At 38.8% G+C, this 17,813-nt stretch carries 14 protein-coding genes and 1 pseudogene; 5 read left to right on the forward strand and 10 right to left on the reverse strand.

Annotated features, from left to right (window positions below; all coding sequences use genetic code 11):
• Window positions 1–80: 80 nt before the first annotated feature.
• From ACJAZP_RS01205 to ACJAZP_RS01220, 4 genes are all read right to left on the reverse strand, one after another.
• Window positions 81–1,454, reverse strand: a complete 1,374-nt coding sequence (locus ACJAZP_RS01205) for a TRAP transporter large permease (protein ID WP_415228903.1) — start codon at window positions 1,452–1,454, stop codon at window positions 81–83.
• On the reverse strand, window positions 1,451–2,056 hold the full coding sequence (locus ACJAZP_RS01210; protein ID WP_415228904.1) for a TRAP transporter small permease subunit: 606 nt from the start codon (window positions 2,054–2,056) through the stop codon (window positions 1,451–1,453). The genes ACJAZP_RS01205 and ACJAZP_RS01210 overlap by 4 nt, the downstream gene beginning before the upstream one ends.
• 60 nt (window positions 2,057–2,116) lie before the next feature.
• Entirely contained in the window at window positions 2,117–3,196 is a 1,080-nt protein-coding gene (locus ACJAZP_RS01215; RefSeq protein ID WP_415228905.1) for a TRAP transporter substrate-binding protein, read from the reverse strand.
• A 387-nt stretch (window positions 3,197–3,583) separates the two neighbouring features.
• A complete protein-coding gene (locus ACJAZP_RS01220; protein WP_415228906.1) occupies window positions 3,584–5,164 on the reverse strand; it encodes a BCCT family transporter in 1,581 nt (526 codons plus the stop codon).
• A gap of 408 nt (window positions 5,165–5,572) precedes the next feature.
• Between ACJAZP_RS01220 and ACJAZP_RS01225 the strand changes: the two genes are divergently transcribed.
• Window positions 5,573–6,112, forward strand: coding sequence for an isochorismatase family protein (locus ACJAZP_RS01225; RefSeq protein WP_415228907.1), 540 nt, complete (start codon window positions 5,573–5,575; stop codon window positions 6,110–6,112).
• A gap of 237 nt (window positions 6,113–6,349) precedes the next feature.
• Here ACJAZP_RS01225 and ACJAZP_RS01230 read toward each other — a convergent pair whose 3' ends face one another.
• Window positions 6,350–6,913 carry a PEP-CTERM sorting domain-containing protein gene (locus ACJAZP_RS01230; protein ID WP_415228908.1) on the reverse strand — a complete coding sequence of 188 codons (564 nt, stop codon included), beginning with the start codon at window positions 6,911–6,913 and terminating at the stop codon, window positions 6,350–6,352.
• 602 nt (window positions 6,914–7,515) lie between these two features.
• Window positions 7,516–7,967, reverse strand: a pseudogene (locus ACJAZP_RS01235) (endonuclease); the annotation flags it as partial.
• Between the two features lie 636 nt (window positions 7,968–8,603).
• Here ACJAZP_RS01235 and ACJAZP_RS01240 point away from each other — a divergent pair.
• Window positions 8,604–9,482: an NAD(P)-dependent oxidoreductase gene (locus tag ACJAZP_RS01240; RefSeq protein WP_415229017.1), complete on the forward strand. Its 879-nt coding sequence runs from the start codon at window positions 8,604–8,606 to the stop codon at window positions 9,480–9,482.
• 259 nt (window positions 9,483–9,741) lie between these two features.
• On the opposite strand, the gene ACJAZP_RS01245 is transcribed toward ACJAZP_RS01240, so the two are convergent.
• The 4 genes from ACJAZP_RS01245 to ACJAZP_RS01260 form a co-directional block, all read right to left on the reverse strand.
• A complete protein-coding gene (locus tag ACJAZP_RS01245) occupies window positions 9,742–11,412 on the reverse strand; it encodes an EAL domain-containing protein (protein ID WP_415228909.1) in 1,671 nt (556 codons plus the stop codon).
• 672 nt (window positions 11,413–12,084) lie between these two features.
• On the reverse strand, window positions 12,085–12,987 hold the full coding sequence (locus ACJAZP_RS01250; protein WP_415228910.1) for a homocysteine S-methyltransferase family protein: 903 nt from the start codon (window positions 12,985–12,987) through the stop codon (window positions 12,085–12,087).
• Between the two features lie 277 nt (window positions 12,988–13,264).
• Complete coding sequence (locus tag ACJAZP_RS01255; protein WP_415228911.1) at window positions 13,265–13,612, reverse strand: hypothetical protein; 348 nt, start codon at window positions 13,610–13,612, stop codon at window positions 13,265–13,267.
• A 5-nt stretch (window positions 13,613–13,617) separates the two neighbouring features.
• A complete protein-coding gene (locus ACJAZP_RS01260) occupies window positions 13,618–13,818 on the reverse strand; it encodes a hypothetical protein (RefSeq protein ID WP_415228912.1) in 201 nt (66 codons plus the stop codon).
• Between the two features lie 892 nt (window positions 13,819–14,710).
• Here ACJAZP_RS01260 and ACJAZP_RS01265 point away from each other — a divergent pair.
• The 3 genes from ACJAZP_RS01265 to ACJAZP_RS01275 all read left to right on the forward strand — a co-directional run bounded on the left by ACJAZP_RS01265 (window position 14,711) and on the right by ACJAZP_RS01275 (window position 17,501).
• The gene (locus tag ACJAZP_RS01265) at window positions 14,711–14,917 is read left to right on the forward strand and encodes a cold-shock protein (protein ID WP_415228913.1); all 207 of its coding nucleotides are present in this window, start codon (window positions 14,711–14,713) and stop codon (window positions 14,915–14,917) included.
• Window positions 14,918–15,784: 867 nt separating this feature from the next.
• Window positions 15,785–16,072 (forward strand): hypothetical protein, encoded by a 288-nt coding sequence (locus ACJAZP_RS01270; protein ID WP_415228914.1) that lies wholly within the window; start codon window positions 15,785–15,787, stop codon window positions 16,070–16,072.
• 511 nt (window positions 16,073–16,583) lie between these two features.
• The gene (locus ACJAZP_RS01275) at window positions 16,584–17,501 is read left to right on the forward strand and encodes an ornithine cyclodeaminase family protein (RefSeq protein WP_415228915.1); all 918 of its coding nucleotides are present in this window, start codon (window positions 16,584–16,586) and stop codon (window positions 17,499–17,501) included.
• Window positions 17,502–17,813 lie beyond the last annotated feature (312 nt).

Below are 17,813 nucleotides of genomic sequence, written 5' to 3' on the forward strand. Positions count from 1 at the left end.
GTATTCTTAACAACAATGATAAACAAAAAAAGCCAGATTTAATCACTTAAATCTGGCTTTTTTTTATCTGAATCTAACCGTTACATCATTGATTCAATACCAAAAAAGTCTGGATAAAAGGCAAGAATACCTAATACGATAATTTGTATAATTATAAAGGGTATTACGCCTCTATAAATTTGCATGGTACTCACCGAGGGTGGAGCGACACCTTTTAAATAAAACAGTGAGAATCCAAACGGCGGGGTCAAAAATGACGTTTGTAAATTCATGGCTATCAATATTGCAAACCATACGGGGTTTATTCCTAAGGCTGCCGCTATTGGCACTATGATCGGCACTATAATATAAGATATCTCAACAAAATCGATAAAGAATCCTAAAATCAGAATGGCCAGCATGGTAAAAAGAATGAATGAAGTCTTATTATCACCCGGCAGGTTATTCATAAACTCGGTAACTATCTCTTCTCCGCCGGTATAAGAAAAAACCATTGAAAATGCAGTGGCTCCGATTAAAATAGCAAAAACCATTGAGGTTATCTTTACCGATTCCTGTGCTGCTGTTTTTATCATCCCTATTGAAAAAGTTTTATACATCAGCGCTAAACCGACCGCGCCGATTGACCCGACGGCTGATGATTCCGTTGGTGTTGCAACGCCGCCAAAAATCGAACCAAGCACTAAAATTATCAGGGTAAGTGATGGAATGATATCAATAAGCGCTTTGTATACTTGTTTCTTCTTTGATCCACGTTGAGGATCAGCAGGGATTGCGGGTGCAACATCTTTTTTAATGTAGGAAACAATCAATATATAGATAATATAGGCAGCAACCAGCGTTAGCCCCGGCCATACCGCCGCTTTAAAAAGATCGCCGACCGGAACCTGAAAAACATCCCCAAGAATAATCAGCACTATTGAAGGCGGGATGATTTGTCCAAGCGTACCCGACGCACAGATAGTGCCTGTGGCTAATTCTGTACTGTATTTGTATTTCATCATAACCGGCAGAGAAATCACCCCCATCGCCACGACGGATGCACCAACAACACCGGTGGATGCCGCTAGTAAAGAACCCACCAACACAGTTGAGATAGCTATTCCGCCTCTGATCTCACCAAATAAAAAGCCCATGGACTCTAGCAGTTTTTCAGCAAGTCCGGTTTTTTGTAATACTATCCCCATAAAGATGAACATCGGAATAGCCATTAAAATGGTGTTTTGCTGTATTGCAAATATTCTAAATGGCATATAGCCAAACATGGTTATGCCTTCATCGAGTCCTTCCATAAGACCGGATATCAGCCCGGCATCAAATCCGCCGTAGGAATAAATTTCTACGATACCTGCGATCATGCCAAAAAGCACCGCAACCGCTGCAAAAGTGAAAGCCACTGGAAAGCCAATCAGTAACAAAAGAAGCGCGGTAAAAAACATTAAGATGCCAATCATTTTGACGCTCCTTTTTTATCAATATCTACAAGATGGTGCTTATGCCCCTCAATATCATGCTTAATATCTTCAACTTCGTGTTTGATTCTATCCATTTCTAATGGGTGTAATCCATTGAATACATTTAAATTTTTTATAAAAAAACCGACCGATGTAATAATTAATAAAAGAAATGAGAGTGGGATCAATGCTTTTACAATCCATCTATATTGTAAACCACCGGGGTTACCGCTCTGTTCCATGGATGCATAAGCGGAAACTGCATTGTCAATCGAACTGATACCAACCAGCAGCGAGATAGGTAAAATAAAGAAAACAGCACCGAGCATATTTATCATCGCTTTCTTTCTATATGAAAGTCGATCATAAATTATATCTACTCTGACATGTCCATCTCCTTTTAGCGTATAAGAAACACCCAGCAGAATAATGACTGAAAATAGATGCCATTCCATTTCCTGCATACCGATACTGCTCATGTTAAAAACGTATCTTGTAATAACATCGTAAAATACATTTAGAATCATTAAAACCATGGCAATAGAGGTAATGGCTCCAATAAAATCTGCGAATCTATCAAACATTTTCTCAAGTTTTAACACAATAAAAATCCTTTGGCGTACTATGAAAAAATCCCCTTTATAAAGGGGATTTGATTTATATTATTGCAGGTTATCTTTTAAATAATTGTAGTCAGACATAATAGTCCACGCTCTCGCTTTTTTCTGGAAAGCTGTTTGTGAATCTATGACCTCTTTTAACAATGGATTGTCTTTAGTCATTTCAACTAATAACTCATTGTTGGCTTTTTTCATGGCATCCATAACCGGTTTTGGAAAAGTCTTTATTTTAATATTTGGATATTTAGTATCTATCTCAGACCATGCATCAGCACTCATTGCATAGTTTTGAATATACATATCATAGGCGCTAAGTTTGATCGCAGTTTTCAAGATAACTTGTAAATCTTTTGGCAATTTGTTGAATTTTCTTTCATTGACTAAAAACTGTAACTCTGTCGCTGGTTCATGCCAACCCGTATAATAAAATGGCGCAACTTTATGAAAGCCCATATTTATGTCCATTCCGGGCCCAACCCATTCCAGTGCATCAAGCACACCACGTTCTAATGAAGTATATAATTCACCCGGCGCAATGTTAGTAACGGCAACACCCAGTTTAGCCATGATTTCACCGGCGAATCCGGGGATCCTCATCTTAAGACCTTTTAAATCATCAACGGTATTAATCTCTTTTCTAAACCATCCTCCCATCTGATTTCCGGTGTTCCCGCCAGGAAATGACAGCATTTTATGAGGAGCATAGGCTTTTTGCATAAGCTCCATTCCGCCACCCTCATAGAACCAAGCGTATTGTTCAGGTGTGGTCATACCAAAAGGCATGGTTGTAAAAGGTAAGGTATTAATATCTTTACCTTTCCAATAATATGATGCGCTGTGTGCCATATCATATTGACCACCTTTAACCATATCAAAAACACCAAATGCTGCTTTATGCTTATTGGAGGCATCTATTCTGATGATCAGCCTGCCATTAGACATCTCTTCAACCATTTTTGCCATATTATGCGGCGCATCAATAAAGGGTGAGAGTGTCGGTCCCCAAGTTGTTGCCAACTTCCAGTTATAGACTCTTTCTGCGGCAAAAGAGGCGGTTGTTAGTCCTGCTAACAAAGCAGAACCTATTAGTAGCTTTGTCGATTTAGATCTTAATATATTCATATTTCATCCTTATTAATGACAGAAAATCACATATACTGGTGTTCTATACAAATTCACACACACACTATTACAGAAGCACAAAATAGCACGAAGGCTGAAATCACCAACGCGCAGGTTCACAAAAGCAAATATTAACTGATATACATTCTCATTTAGATGAGCTAAATCTCTTAATTTAGCCGGGGTTAGTTTTATAACATGAGGAATTTACGGTGGAAATTGATTAGAAGTGGTTGTTAGTGACTCGCAAGTTGAGCGCTGTTTTATGTTCTGGCTGCAAGACCGCTACGGGCGATTTTCTGCGCTTATAATAAAAAATCGCTCTTAAGCATTGGCTTAAGAACGATTCTGAAGTTACCCGATGATCATTTATGTGTCGATCTTAGGTTATTTGTAGAGGTTGAGTTCGCTGTTTAGGCCTTTAACCAGGCTGACGCACATCAATAATAGAACAAAAGTGAACGGCAGGGCGGTTATAACAACGCCAGACTGTAATGCCTGCAGCGCTTCTTTGCCGCCAATCCAAAGCATAACTGCCGCTATCACTCCCTCTATCGTTGCCCAGAAAATTCGCTGCGGAATAGGCGCGTCTATTTTACCGCCCGAGGTGATACTGTCGATCACCAGTGAACCTGAATCCGACGAGGTGATAAAAAATATCAGGATCAATACAATTGAAAGTATAGAAATGGCAGAGCTAAATGGCAGTGCATCGTAGACTTGGAACAAGGTCAGAGATATATCTGTCAAACCATTAGCACCCAACTCTCCGACCTTATTAACCACTTGATCGATAGCAAGTCCGCCGAAAATAGCCATCCAAATAATAGTCATCAGTGTCGGAACAAAGATCACGGCAAACAGGAATTGGCGAACGGTACGGCCTTTAGAGACGCGCGCAATAAACATACCGACAAAGGGTGACCATGAAATCCACCACGCCCAGTAGAAAACTGTCCAGCCGTGCATCCATACAGTGTCTTCACGACCATGAGGGTTGCTCAGAGGCAGGATGTTTTCAACATAGGCCATAAAGGTTTCTGGAATTGAGACCTTGACAACATCAAAGCCGACATAAGTAACGAACACCAGCAAGGCGAATGCAAACACCATATTAATGTTACTTAATACCTTAACGCCACCTTCGATACCGCGAATAACCGATAAAATGGCAATAAAAGTGACGAATGCAATGACCGTCAGCTGCATACCAATACCGCCGTCGGTACCAAATACATGGTTAATACCGCTGGTTGCTTGCTGTGCGCCCAAGCCAAGTGAAGTTGCCAAACCAAACAGGGTCGAGAGTACCGCTAAAATATCAACCACGTGACCTAACCAACCCCAGGCTCTATCACCGAAAATCGGGTAGAAAACCGAGCGCATTGACAGCGGTAGTCCCTTGTTATAGGCAAAAAATGACAGCGCAAGCGCGACAACGGCATAGATAGCCCAACCGTGCAGACCCCAGTGAAAGATGGTTGCGCCCATCGCCAGTGATTTAGCTTCCGGCGTATATGGCGCTACGTTGAAGGGTGTACCCCACCAGTCTGTAAAATAAGCAGTAGGCTCAGCGACTCCCCAGAACAGAAGGCCGATACCCATGCCGGCAGCAAACAACATCGCCAGCCATGAAGCTGTTGAATACTCTGCTGTGGCTTTTATACCGCCAATCCTGATTTTACCAAAAGGAGACACCATCAACAGAATAGTGAATATCAGGAAAAAGTTGGTTGACCACATAAATAACAGGTCAAAATCTTCCATGATGCTATTTCTGACGCTGTTTAATGCTTCTTTAGCGGTCGAGGGGTCGACAATCAGAAGTGCTGCAAGGAAAATGAAAATAAGCCCTGCGCTGGTACCAAAAACAGGGTTGTGAATATCAAATCCCCACTTTTGGATATTGTCCTGACCTACCTCATAGTCGGTCGTTTCTATACTGTATTTGTTCAATTTATTATCCATGGGTGGTACTCATAACATATGTCCTTTAATACTTATTTAATCAAAAAAAACGAAATGGCGGTATAAATTAACGCTATTAGACTACGGCTTAAAAATAGCGGCGAGATATTAACCATTTAATAATCAAAAATCAATTAACAATAAAATTGCAGGGTTGGCTAGTGTTTCAAAGTTGATATGCTTTGCTTTGCTTTGTAAGTGTTTATCTACTCAATCAGTTAAGCCTGAAATTAGACGTTTTATTGCCTTTGTACATGACCTGTGTTTGTTTTATAAATACAACTTATTGATTAAAATATAAATATAAGTAATCTGAATAGATGTTAGCAAGTCGTTTATCCGGCGGGGAACCGTTTTTTAATAATACCATAAGCTTTGATAAGGTAGCGAGCTTTAAGGGGGAAGAGTATGTTAATAAAAGAAAATACAGGTCTTATTATCATCGATATACAGGGCAAACTGGCCACTCTAGTCCATGATAGTGATACTTTTATTGCAAATTGTAAAAAACTCATCAAAGGGGCTCAAACGCTTGATTTGCCAATAATATGGCTTGAACAAAACCCTAACAAAATGGGCCCAACCGTGGACCAGCTCAGTATCCTGCTTGATACTCAAAATCCCATTCCGAAGTTTACCTTTGATGCCTGTGCAGAGCCGCAATTTATGCAAGCCGTACGTACAGCAAATGTAGACACATGGCTTATTTGCGGCATTGAGGCACATATTTGTGTTTACCAAACTGCATTAACGTTAAAGCATACTGGAGTTGATGTGCAGTTAGTTTGTGACTGCATTTCGTCACGTACGCTGGCCAACAAAAATCTAGCGATAAGCAAACTGGTTAAGCATGGCGTTGATGTCACTGGATTGGAAATGTGTCTGTTTGAACTGCTTAATGATTGCCGCGCGAAAGAGTTTAAAGAAATACTGGGTTTAATTAAATAGTAATAGCAAACCCATTAATTTTTTGTTTATTATTAAGGGCTTAAATAAAGGTCAGCCAGATATAAAACCTGCTGAAGCTGTTTAAAATTTTCCCATACTCTTTTGCGTAATCAGAAAAACAGTTTCTGCAATCAATACCTTTGTTTTCATGGAGCCTGGTGCAAGCTGTTACCACGGTATCAGCACTGCGACAAAAAACCCGCAACAGCGGGCTTTTATAGCATCAAATATCACTTATTATGATACTTTTAATGCTCTTCGACGGGCGATTGCCAGACCGAGAATACCCATTGCTAATAGCCCAATTAGGCTTGGCTCAGGTATAGACGTTGATTTGTTATACAACTGTATATGTGAAAGACCACCACCTCTGTCAAACACATTTACAAAGTCCCAATCTCCACCGGTAACACCAGAAATTAGATCAAAAACAAACCATTCGTCTGGGTTATTGCCTGTGCCAAATTTAAAACCGATAGCATCAACTGCTGCTGTTATTGACCAGGTGCCAGAGCTATTGCCAAAATTATCTTTATCAAAATCGACAAAATTACCAGAACCCGCAGCAACATAACCAGCAGCTGTTCCACCCGAAGTCAAAAAGTCATCAGTCCTTGTATTGCCGTTTATATTACCCACCCCCGAGGCGACACAAGATGAGACTTCCGTATCCGACAAGAACATGTGATTTTTAGCGGTGTCTGTTGAACAATTCACAGTCATTATAGCACTGGCTGTAGCTGTGAAAAATCCTAAATAGGCAGCAACTAAAATTGAAGCATACTTATTCATATTACTCATTTAAAACCCCCCTTAAATTTAATTAAAAATATTTTGTTTAAGTAAAAAGCACAGATGCAGTTTAATGATACGAAGCACATTATGTGCCATATTTTAATAAACAAACAAATACAATGACTTATGGTTTATTTTTGATTTTAGTAAATCAGGTTTGTAAATCTTTATCACATGATATTTCCTACTTAAAATACAATAAACCAATATTTCAATAGGTTACAAGGTTTTACTGGTTTTTTATATTCGGACAAGTGTCGCTTTATTTTACAGTTATTAACATGAAACGTTTATATCGCAAACTTGCCATCTGGAGTATTGAACAAATTATACGATGTTTATTTTAAAAATATTTTTATCTCGTTATGATTTTTTTTACTACAAAACCTTAGCAGTCTTTTTTTATTCTTTTGTATGAATAGCAGCAAATTCAGCCATTCGCGCAGTTGGCTCTTTACATACTTTGCCCGGACCAAACGGCTTCAGCGGTCATTTTAACATCGAAGGTGCTTGGTTTATTTAAATATCTTTTTTCAACAACCTTGTTTCTATTACCCTGTAATCTGGCTATCCGTTTTGCACGCTCACATTCCCACCTATTCATCGGTTAAGACAGTGAAGCTGTAATTACTTCGCATTGCATTTACAGCACCGATAGCAGGGTAAAGGTTAAACATATCAGCTTGCATATAGCGATATGCTTTATTCACTTTTTCTGCGCATCTTCTTCCTTTAAAAACCTTTCCCTTGCTATTAATACAAGCTGTGTTGCCACTTCGCCATTTTTCAAATGTTCGCCCAAAATTTCTGCAGGAACAACATGTTCCCATGCGTTCTTTTTGGCCCGTTGCACATACTTAGTCGTTTTAAAGCCATTTGGTGGTGTTATATACTTTTTAGGATCAAAAGCGGCAGCGCAATACAAGGTCACTCTATTATTGTAATAAACCTGTTTCTCTAATATCTTTTTGGCTTTGCTAAAGGAGTCATTGGTTTTATTTTCGGCAAATGCAGAACAGATAAAAAGCACTAAAGAGAGTGTAATAAGCTGTAAATTCATTAACGTTTTCTGTCGACAAAAATAGGGTTAAGAGCTTTTAAATAGTGATGACATTTCTCAATAATGAACTGCACTACTTTGTCTAAAAGAAGGCGTGTTGTTTGTGGAGTTAGTGGTGACACGAGGAATTCAGCCTGAAAAACGGCAAGAACATCCGCCGGGGATAGTTTAGTCGATTGTTATTTTTCTTGTTGACGCTATTCAGGTAAATGAATTAAAAGTCATTTTTTACCGTTCCTAGTGTCATGATAGTGTAATCATATTATTTCTGATAAGTTATTACCTTGCTTAGCATAGTTTCCTAATCTTGAGATGTTTTGACTGTCAGGATCCTTTAGATTATTAAGTTCTCTTTGTTATCGCATTTTCAGTCTGCAAAATAACATTCTGATTTTAATTGGCATCATATTAGATTTAATAAGAAAAACTTTGGATTCCTCATTTTATGCTGCTATAACTTTACGGTCGTTTATGATCGTGGTGTGGTGAAGCCGATTGATTATAAATAACCAGGAAGATCGTTCTTTTTTATTAAATTTTTTCCAATAATGGGAGTGAATTTATGAACATTTTATTAAGAACTCTCAGCAAAATTTAATCGGCAATTTATTATCTTATTTATTTTAAAAGGGCGTTATTATGAAGGTTGCATTTATCGGCTTAGGCGTTATGGGTTACCCGATGGCAGGATTTTTAAAGCAAGCGGGACATGATGTTTGTGTTTATAACCGCACATTAGCAAGGGCACAAAAATGGCAGCAACAATATCAGGGTAAAGTCGGTCTGACTGCGCGTGAAGCCGCTCAAGACGCTGAAATGGTGTTTAGCTGTGTTGGTAACGATAATGACCTACGCGCGGTTGTCTTGGGTGAAGAGGGGCTTCTGGCCGGAATGAAGAACGGCGCTATATTGGTTGATCATACAACGGCATCGGCCGATGTTGCTCGTGAGTTGGCGGCGCTGTGCGCTGAGCAGGGCAAGGAATTTCTCGATGCGCCGGTATCTGGTGGGCAGGCGGGCGCTGAAAATGGAGTTTTAACCATCATGGTTGGCGGTAATAGCGCGGTATTTGCTAAAGTGCGTCCGGTTATTGCTGCTTACGCCCGCTGCGCAGAACTGATTGGTGATGTGGGGAGTGGTCAGCTGGCTAAAATGGTTAATCAAATCTGTATAGCCGGCGCGGTGCAGGGTCTGGCTGAAGCGATTCATTTTGCCAAATGTGCAGATCTCAATGTCAATAAAGTGATTGATGTAATATCTAAAGGCGCGGCGCAGTCGTGGCAAATGGAAAATCGCCATCAGGCAATGATCGACAATAGTTATGAATTTGGTTTTGCGGTTAACTGGATGCGCAAGGATTTAGCCATTACCCTTGATGAAGCTCGACACAATAATGCAAAATTACCAATGACCGCACTGGTTGATCAGTTTTACAGTGAAGTGCAAGGCATGGGAGGAAGTCGCTGGGATACCTCGAGCCTGCATGCGCGGTTAGAAAAATTCACTGATAAATAATTTCTAATTAAGCTGTTACTGTTTAGATAAACCTCATTTTGAACTAAACGGGGTAACAACCGTGCGGTAAATAATGTCCGGCACTTTTTCCATTAACTAGAGGTGGCTGGAAAGCGGGCACCGTACTGGCATAATCTATTAGTTTCTGGCAACCGTCCACGAGGGAATTTTAAAGGCTGTTTGAACTTGCTTTGTAAATAATGATTAAAAGTGTGTATTACAACAGCTTAAATTCTGATGTCTCATTATTTGAGATCCACTAACAAATTTTCAGGGCAGCCGCAGCCGTCAGCGGCCTGGAGAAGAGATACCCCTGCAATAGATTAACGCCTATTGCTTTCATTGCATCGCTCATCTCTTCGGTTTCGATTCCTTCGGCGACAACTTCGATATTTTTATCCTGGCACAGTTTATTCAGGAATGCGATGTAGGCCATTGCTTCCGTGGTCATCATCGACTGGTTGACGACTTCACGATCTATTTTTAGCTGAGTAAAAGGCAGCGTGAAAAAACTATTCAGTGATGAATATCCGGAGCCAAAATCATCCATAGAGACAGAAAATCCTTTATCTCTTAATCTTGTTATCTGCTCTTTTGCAAAGTGATTGGAGTCCAACAAGACTGATTCTGTGATCTCAAGAACAATATCGCTATTATTGAGCATAAATTGACGGATAATAAAAAGTACCCGATCGACAAAATCATGCTGTAATAACTGTACCCCTGAAATATTAATGGCAATTTTTACCCGCCGGTCGTTGAGTTCATGGTAATTGCAGATAAATGAGCAGGCCTGTTCGATCACAAAGTAACCAATATCGATAATATTTAGATTCTGCTCGGCTACCGGGATGAATTCATCGGGCATTATTTCGCCAAAAACAGGGCTGTTCCAACGAATGAGTGCCTCGAAACTGTCCACGTTTTTCGTTTCAGACTGTATGATGGGCTGAAACTTTAATATGAACTCATTTTTGTAAAGTGCTGACTTCATAGCTGTTTTTATATGAAGTCTCTTTTTTACAATGTGATTTATTTGCTCATTAAAAAAAGCAAATTGCTGTTCGGTGTGTTCGTGGGCGTATATCATGGTCAGTTTGACCTGATGCAGGAGAGTTTGTTCACATTCAGCGCTTGACGGTAACATGCAAATACCGATGTTTAAATTAGGGGTGTCATTATCCTGATGGTATTTGCTGGTATCTTTAAATATGTCCAGCAACTGCTCAATTGATTTTTGTATCTGCTCGGCTGAAACAGACTTAGTTATTCTGATAATAAATTCACTTGATTTCTGACGATAAAAATAACAATCGTCAGTGAATAATTCACCCAGACAACGAATTAATTTCTGTACTATTTTATCCCCTGCATAAGGTCCATATGAATCGATATAGAGATGGAAGTTCTTCAACTTGATAAACAATAATGCGCCGATTTGTTGACTAAAGTTATCCTTTAAGTCGAGCAGTAATTTGCCTGCATTCATCAAGCCTGTCTGGGGATCTATATAGGCGGTTTGATAAAGTCGGTGTTGATTTTCTTTTTCTTCGGTCACGTCTTTATGCGAACCGACCATATAAATCAACTTACCATCGGTATCAAATCTGGAGGTACCCTTAGCCGATATCCATCGATATTCGCCAGTTTTATTCTTTACACGATACTCAGTAGCGACAATACTGGTCTTATTATCGATTTGTTGCTCTACCTTTTGAGTAAAGAGATGAACATCTTCGGGATGAACAAGTGCAACCCACTCGTTCAGGTCGGAGCCTTCGCTACTTACATCAAATGAGTTATAGAAACCGCGATTAAAAAAGTTAACCTGAAGATTCGGACTCATTTCCCACAGTCCTTCGTGAGAAGCTTCGAAAATATCTATAAAGCGCTTTAAAGTGTCTTCTTTCGAAATAGAGAGTTGTTTCAAATTATTCCCCTAATTTGTTGTAATACAGACTAATTCCGCAGGCTGTCAAAAGAGTCTTATTGAAAAAACCGCTGCAATATTGCCTGTTTTCTATAAAACTCAGCTAAATAGATATATCCGACATTCAGGTAAAGGCATAACCAATTGATTTAATATAATTTATTTTTTATATTCAGGGTGAATATGAAAAATAAGATTGTTCTTTGAATCAGTTGATTATAGGTGTGGAATACGGGATCTGTTAAGAATACTTTAATTCCTGAGATTATAAAATTGTCTGTTTAAATAGAGTAACTGCTTGTGTTTTTGTTATCTGTACATAGCGCAGAACAACAATAAATAATCAAAATCAGCGCTACTATTTTTATGATTTTCACATGGTTTTTATATTGTTTTCACATAGTTTTTGTATAGTTTTAATGGCTTGGATATGCGCATTAAATCAAACCATGATATTACCGAGACAGAGTTTTTTGTCAATCTATCATCTCCTTAATAATAACAAGGACTAGCGTGTTTTTAAATACTTATCACAGGAGAGTATATTTAATGGTCAATATAAAAATTTTGTTCCAAGACGTGGCAACGTACTGATAATATTGACTACGTCTGGCAACAGTATTGAACATTTAATATCCAATACTTACCTTCTAAGTTTACAGGGCTATAACACTATTTAAGCTCAGCTAATTTTTTAATATGTTCTGGAGAAACCCCGCAACAACCACCGATAATAGATGCACCAGCGCTAAGCCAGGATGATGCAAATTCACTGTATTTTTTGGGCGGGATATCCTTTCTTATGGCGGTGATACCATTATTCGCTTCGTGCAGATCAGCGATCGGAGGGAAATTATTGGCGTACACTCCTAACTGAACTTGGTCCTCGATGCCTTGATCTAATAACGCCTGCTTAGCGGTTATAAGCGCTGTCTCCATCACTTCAGCAGAGCTGCAATTAAACAAGATCGCCGAAACATTTTGTCCTGCTATTTGGCTGACCGCATCATAAACCGACTCTCCTGAACGCAGAGTTGACTCGCTGGTTATTTCATCTTTAACGGTGAACGCAATCCAGGTTGGTTTTTCCGTGACAAGCGTGCGGGATTTGATCATGTTGGCTTCTGCGATAGAAGATATCGTTTCGGCTAACCAGATGTCCACATCAACTTCTTGATTTTTAATAAAAAGCTCAAGTAATGGTTTAGCCTTTTCCTCTGAAAAAAGATCTGCTCGGTAAGAGCCTAACAGCGGCGGAATACAGCCAGCAACTAACAGAGCGGAATTATCATTGATGCACTCTCGTGCTAATCTGGCGGCCAACTTGATGAGATCAGCCCCTTGTTCGTTAAAGCGTTTTTCACCAATATGATATGGAATTAATGCGTAGGTATTCGTGGTAATAACTTCCGCACCGGCTTCGATGAAGCTGCGGTGTACTTGAGAGATAAGATGCGGGGCTTCAATTAGCGCTTGTGCTGACCATTCTGGCTGCTTAAAAGGCGCTCCAATGCGTTGAAGTTCCCGGCCCATTCCGCCGTCAAGAATTATCGGTAAAGTAAACTGTCTTTTCATACTGATATTTTAATCTGTTATTTATAAAATAAGATCAGAATAAACGTGCGCTTGACGTAAAGCAAGCGCTACAGTTAGAACCTCTTAGGTGGCTTGCTAGTGAAAGCTAATAGATGTTCAAAAAGGAAAAGGTCAAGTGTGACGAGGGTTACAACGGGTGGAAATAGGGAGGAAATAGGGAGGAATATATTGAATGCGGCCACCGGCCTAGTTAGCAAGGCAAAAATACCTAAGCGGGTGGCGAGGAATAATCTAAAATGCAGTCAAACTGTAAAGGTTATCTCTTGAACAGAGAGAGCAGGATCGGAACTATTTTTAGCTCCACCGGACCAAACCCAACTAGGTGAGAAAGAAAGCCAGGACGGGACTGTGGACCGACCAGTGCGATGATACGGTCAGCGATTCGAAATTCGATCATCAAATCGGCATGTTTCAGACCGCCATAGATATTTTCCATCATCGATGTACGCTGTCGGCGATTGCTGAGCTGCCGTAACATCGGGTGACCTACCCACAGACTGGGCAGCGTTACCGTGATGGTTTGTTTTTCCGCAGTCACCAAAATCTGTTTGCCGTTTTCGTCGGTCAGTGAGAGCCGTCCGGAGACATCAAGGGGATAGCTCATTATTACTAGCTCCTCTTGGATGTATCCCGGCTGCTGATTTTGATAGTGCCGTTGACTTTCCATTTTGCATGAGTGGCGTCATCACCGGTGCCGCTTGGAATCCAGATTTCCATGTTTTCTAAGGCGTAGGTGATTTCGGCACCACGGCCAGTCAGCTTGTCGTAAAGATCGATTGCCATATCAGGCCATGATTTTGGATCTTCCATGAGTATTTCCTCAATAAGGTTGGAGTGTTGTTACTACGGTGTCATCCATCGATTTGATGAAGTCGAATTAAATATAGACCAAATACCAATGCCGTCAATTTCCGGTTTATTTAAAATATTTTCTATACTACAGTGAGTTATCGTTGTTTATGAATGCTTAGAAAAGCTCCCGGTGGGTAGATGAAAGAAATCAATATGAGGTGTACCCCCACCGGAAAAATCCTCATAGTTGAAGTCGCTAAGGGAATTAGATCACAGATTTAAGGATCATTCAGCGTCTTCATTTTTTAAGCTCTAATTGCACCGTTATTGCCAACTAGATAGGATCACCGTTGACCGACTGCAAGGTGATATAGTGGATTAGTTGTACTGCATAAAAGGTGAAATATTATTTATACACTGTATTGGGATCGCGGAAGGGCCAAGATGGCGATCCATGCCGTACTGGAAGAGCTGGCGCCGCTATGACAGTCGAAATCTACGCCTGTAACTACAAGCTATGCTACAACGTGATTCTATCCAGCAGATGATGTATCAGGAAGGACTGACATTTGAATGTTGATCCGCAGGACGCTGAAGGATAATGTGTGATTTAATAAGAGGGGAAATAGATAAAATGTTTTTTATTGATATCTCTATAAAAGGGATGACATTTTTTAAAAAACGAGTATATATTTGCAAATACTTGCCAGTTTGTTTTTTAAACAAGTCTTGACTTTCAATCTCAATGCTATAAAGTGCCGATCAGCAAGAAAGAAAGCCTTTTGTTTACATTCTTCATTTCGTTAGATTATTAATAATACCTACGTTTTGAAGTTTTTAAGTTCCAGTCTGTTTTTACGCTATTCAGGCCTATTAAGGCAATCGCACATTAAAATATCAGGATAATATTATGTCTAAAGTTCAAGGTACAGTTAAGTGGTTCAACGAATCTAAAGGTTTTGGTTTCATCGAGCAAGAAAATGGTCCAGACGTATTTGCTCACTTTAGCGCTATCGCAAGCGAAGGTTTCAAAACGCTAGCTGAAGGCCAAAAAGTTGAATTTACTGTTACTCAAGGTCAAAAAGGCCCGAACGCAGAAAATATCGTAGCACTTTAATTTGCTGTGATATTTTAGCTCCTATACAGAGCTGAATAAATTTCTAAAAAAAGGTAAATCTTAACGGGTTTACCTTTTTTTTTGCTGATTTTTAAGTGTTATAGCGAAGTGAATTTGGCATTAGATGTGTGCTTTGTAATAGTATTTCCATTAATCATGTCATCTAATAATGTATTCTCTAAATGAACCTAGCAATCATCATGAACGCTATAAACTATATTGAAAATGAGTTTGCTATAGCATATAAATTAAAATAATCTGCAAGATACCCCGAGTATATAACCTTGATCATTTTGATGTCTGGTTTCAAGATGCTTTGCTCAACAAAAACTACAACTCGTCTTGAGCTGAAAAGACACTCGTCCGCGCTCTGTTAAACTGTTTTATTAAACTGGCATTCCCAGCTTTTTATTAAGATCATCATTTATTTATTTTGAAATAAAGTATCCATACACGGTTTTTCTTAGAATATTTTATTTTTAATTTATAGAAATCTCCATGACATCTGTGCGTGACTTATTAAAAAGTAAACATCAAGTAAACACCAAAAATAAAGTATTGCCCTCTGTTTTTTATAAATAATTCTGTTATAAATACTATATATAAATAGCGCATTATTCGAACATTAGTGTGCATGTAGGTTAATGCATTGTCAGGTGTACAGAGGAAGAACAGTGAATTTAAATCAAACGACATTATTCGTTAGAAATATGGAAATATCTATTATAAATATTATCGTGATTTATATTTTACCCAAAGAGTATATGCCTACACATTCCAATCCTTTCAAATGCTCATAAGGAAATTCAACATTTTTATTATCATTGTAAGATATAAAATCAGTTATATTCAGGAAGGAGTTTTATTATGTCAAAGCAGTTAGAAGATTTAAAAAATTTTAAAGCCGACATGGCTAAATATAAAGAGCCTAGATTGACACACAGAGAGCAGCTTACCAAAGCAAAAGATCTAGTTGCTCATCATCAAGTCGCTTCAACTCCAGAAGGTATTGACTATTTCGAAAAAACCTTTGAAAAATATAACAACTCCGAGTTAGGTATCAGTGAATCTTTAAGTTCACTTCATAACGATATTAATGAATGGGCTGACACTCAGATAGAAGCTTGTAAAAACCAGCCACCATATCATCGCTGATGTGGTCAACTAAATTCATCCACCCTAACTAAGTTACTTAGCTAGGGTGCGAGATGAATGTAGTTTTTTATAATTAGCTTTGATACAACTTTCTAAATTAAAAAAGATTAAACCGAATTGATAGCATAGGTCATAATTTTAATTAAACGTCGAGTAAGGCGTTTAAGCTTTTCTAAATTACCTTTTGCTTCAATCGGCCGTTATTGAATTTTTTTAATTTATACTTTTCTAATACTATATTTTCTACTGTGTATTCAGTCATTGCTTGTTCCTCTTTGGTTAATCTTATGCCAGAAAATCATCAACACTTGGTGTTTTTTATGCTCTCTTTCGAGAAAAATTAGTATGGAAATTATTTTTAACTGAGGTTTTAATATACAAATAAATTAGTAAACATTATTAATTTAACGCAAAGCCTGTGACCAAAATTATACCATCCACTAAAATCGATTATTTCTCAGAACACTAGTATGATACAGATACTTTAACTTACACCAAGGATTTCAATCATATGCCTTTCTTTATTAATGCAGAAGATGTTAAGAATAATTTATCCTGGACAGAACTTTGTAATGCTTTACATGAAGGCCACAAAGCGCCGCGAGCTGATATCGACGATATTTTATTTAAGCATGGAGATAATGCTTTATTAAACCGAGCGGCATGGATCAAAGGCAAGGGAATAGGTGTAAAAACTGCAACCATTTTTCCAAATAATGCCAACCTTACTTCGCCTTTGCCAAATGTCCAATCGGTTTTTACCCTGTTCGATGACGAAAACGGCAAGCCGCTGGCGTTTATAGACGGTAATTTAGTCACAAAATGGAAAACGGCCGGAGATTCAGTCTTTGCCGCCAAATTACTGGCAAGACCCGATAGCAGGGTATTAACGATTGTAGGGGCAGGTACAGTCGCATCATCGATGATTGATGCCTATCGGGCATTATTCCCCGGACTGGAAAAGATTCAAATATGGAATCGCACCTTCGTAAAAGCTCAAAAATTAGCAAAGGAAAAAGACGCAATCGCCATTGAACATTTGCCTGAAGCATTAAGCAATGCCGATATTGTCTCTTCTTCGACCATGTCAACAGCATCTTTTATCAAAGGAGAATGGATCAAAGCGGGTACCCATGTGGATTTAATTGGTGCCTATCGTCCTGATATGCGCGAAGCCGATGACGCACTGTTGGTCAAATCGCATATATTTGTCGATTCACGAGAAACCGCAATTCATGAGATAGGCGAACTCGCTACGCCGATAAAGAATGGAATAATCACAGAAAATGACGTTATCGCAGACTTCTACCAACTTTGTAATGACGGACAAGGACGCCAAACCGAAGCGGAAATAACGCTTTTCAAAAATGGCGGGGGCGCACATCTGGATTTAATGACTGCGCTATATATTATGAAAAGGCATACTTAATTCGACAAATTTTTTTTCAAAAGATTAAAAAAGGCAAAGTAGATAATAAATTTCCTGAGTAATTGATAGTTACTGCTATTGAAGCATCTTGGTATGACGGATTGAGGATAATTCGAGATGAATTAACGCATCATGGCACAAAAAATTGCCATAAACACCGAGATACAGGGAAAATTTGATATATGCACACAGGAATTAAGATAAAAGGTAAGCCTTTTTGATTGAAGATATATTTGAGAAAATAGATCAAACATTTTCAGCGGTTAATCAGTTCATAGGGAGGGTTTTTGCGTATTTATATACTCAGTTAAA

Origin of the sequence: Psychromonas sp. (genome assembly GCF_047632955.1) — a bacterium.
Taxonomy (GTDB): Bacteria; Pseudomonadota; Gammaproteobacteria; order Enterobacterales; family Psychromonadaceae; genus Psychromonas.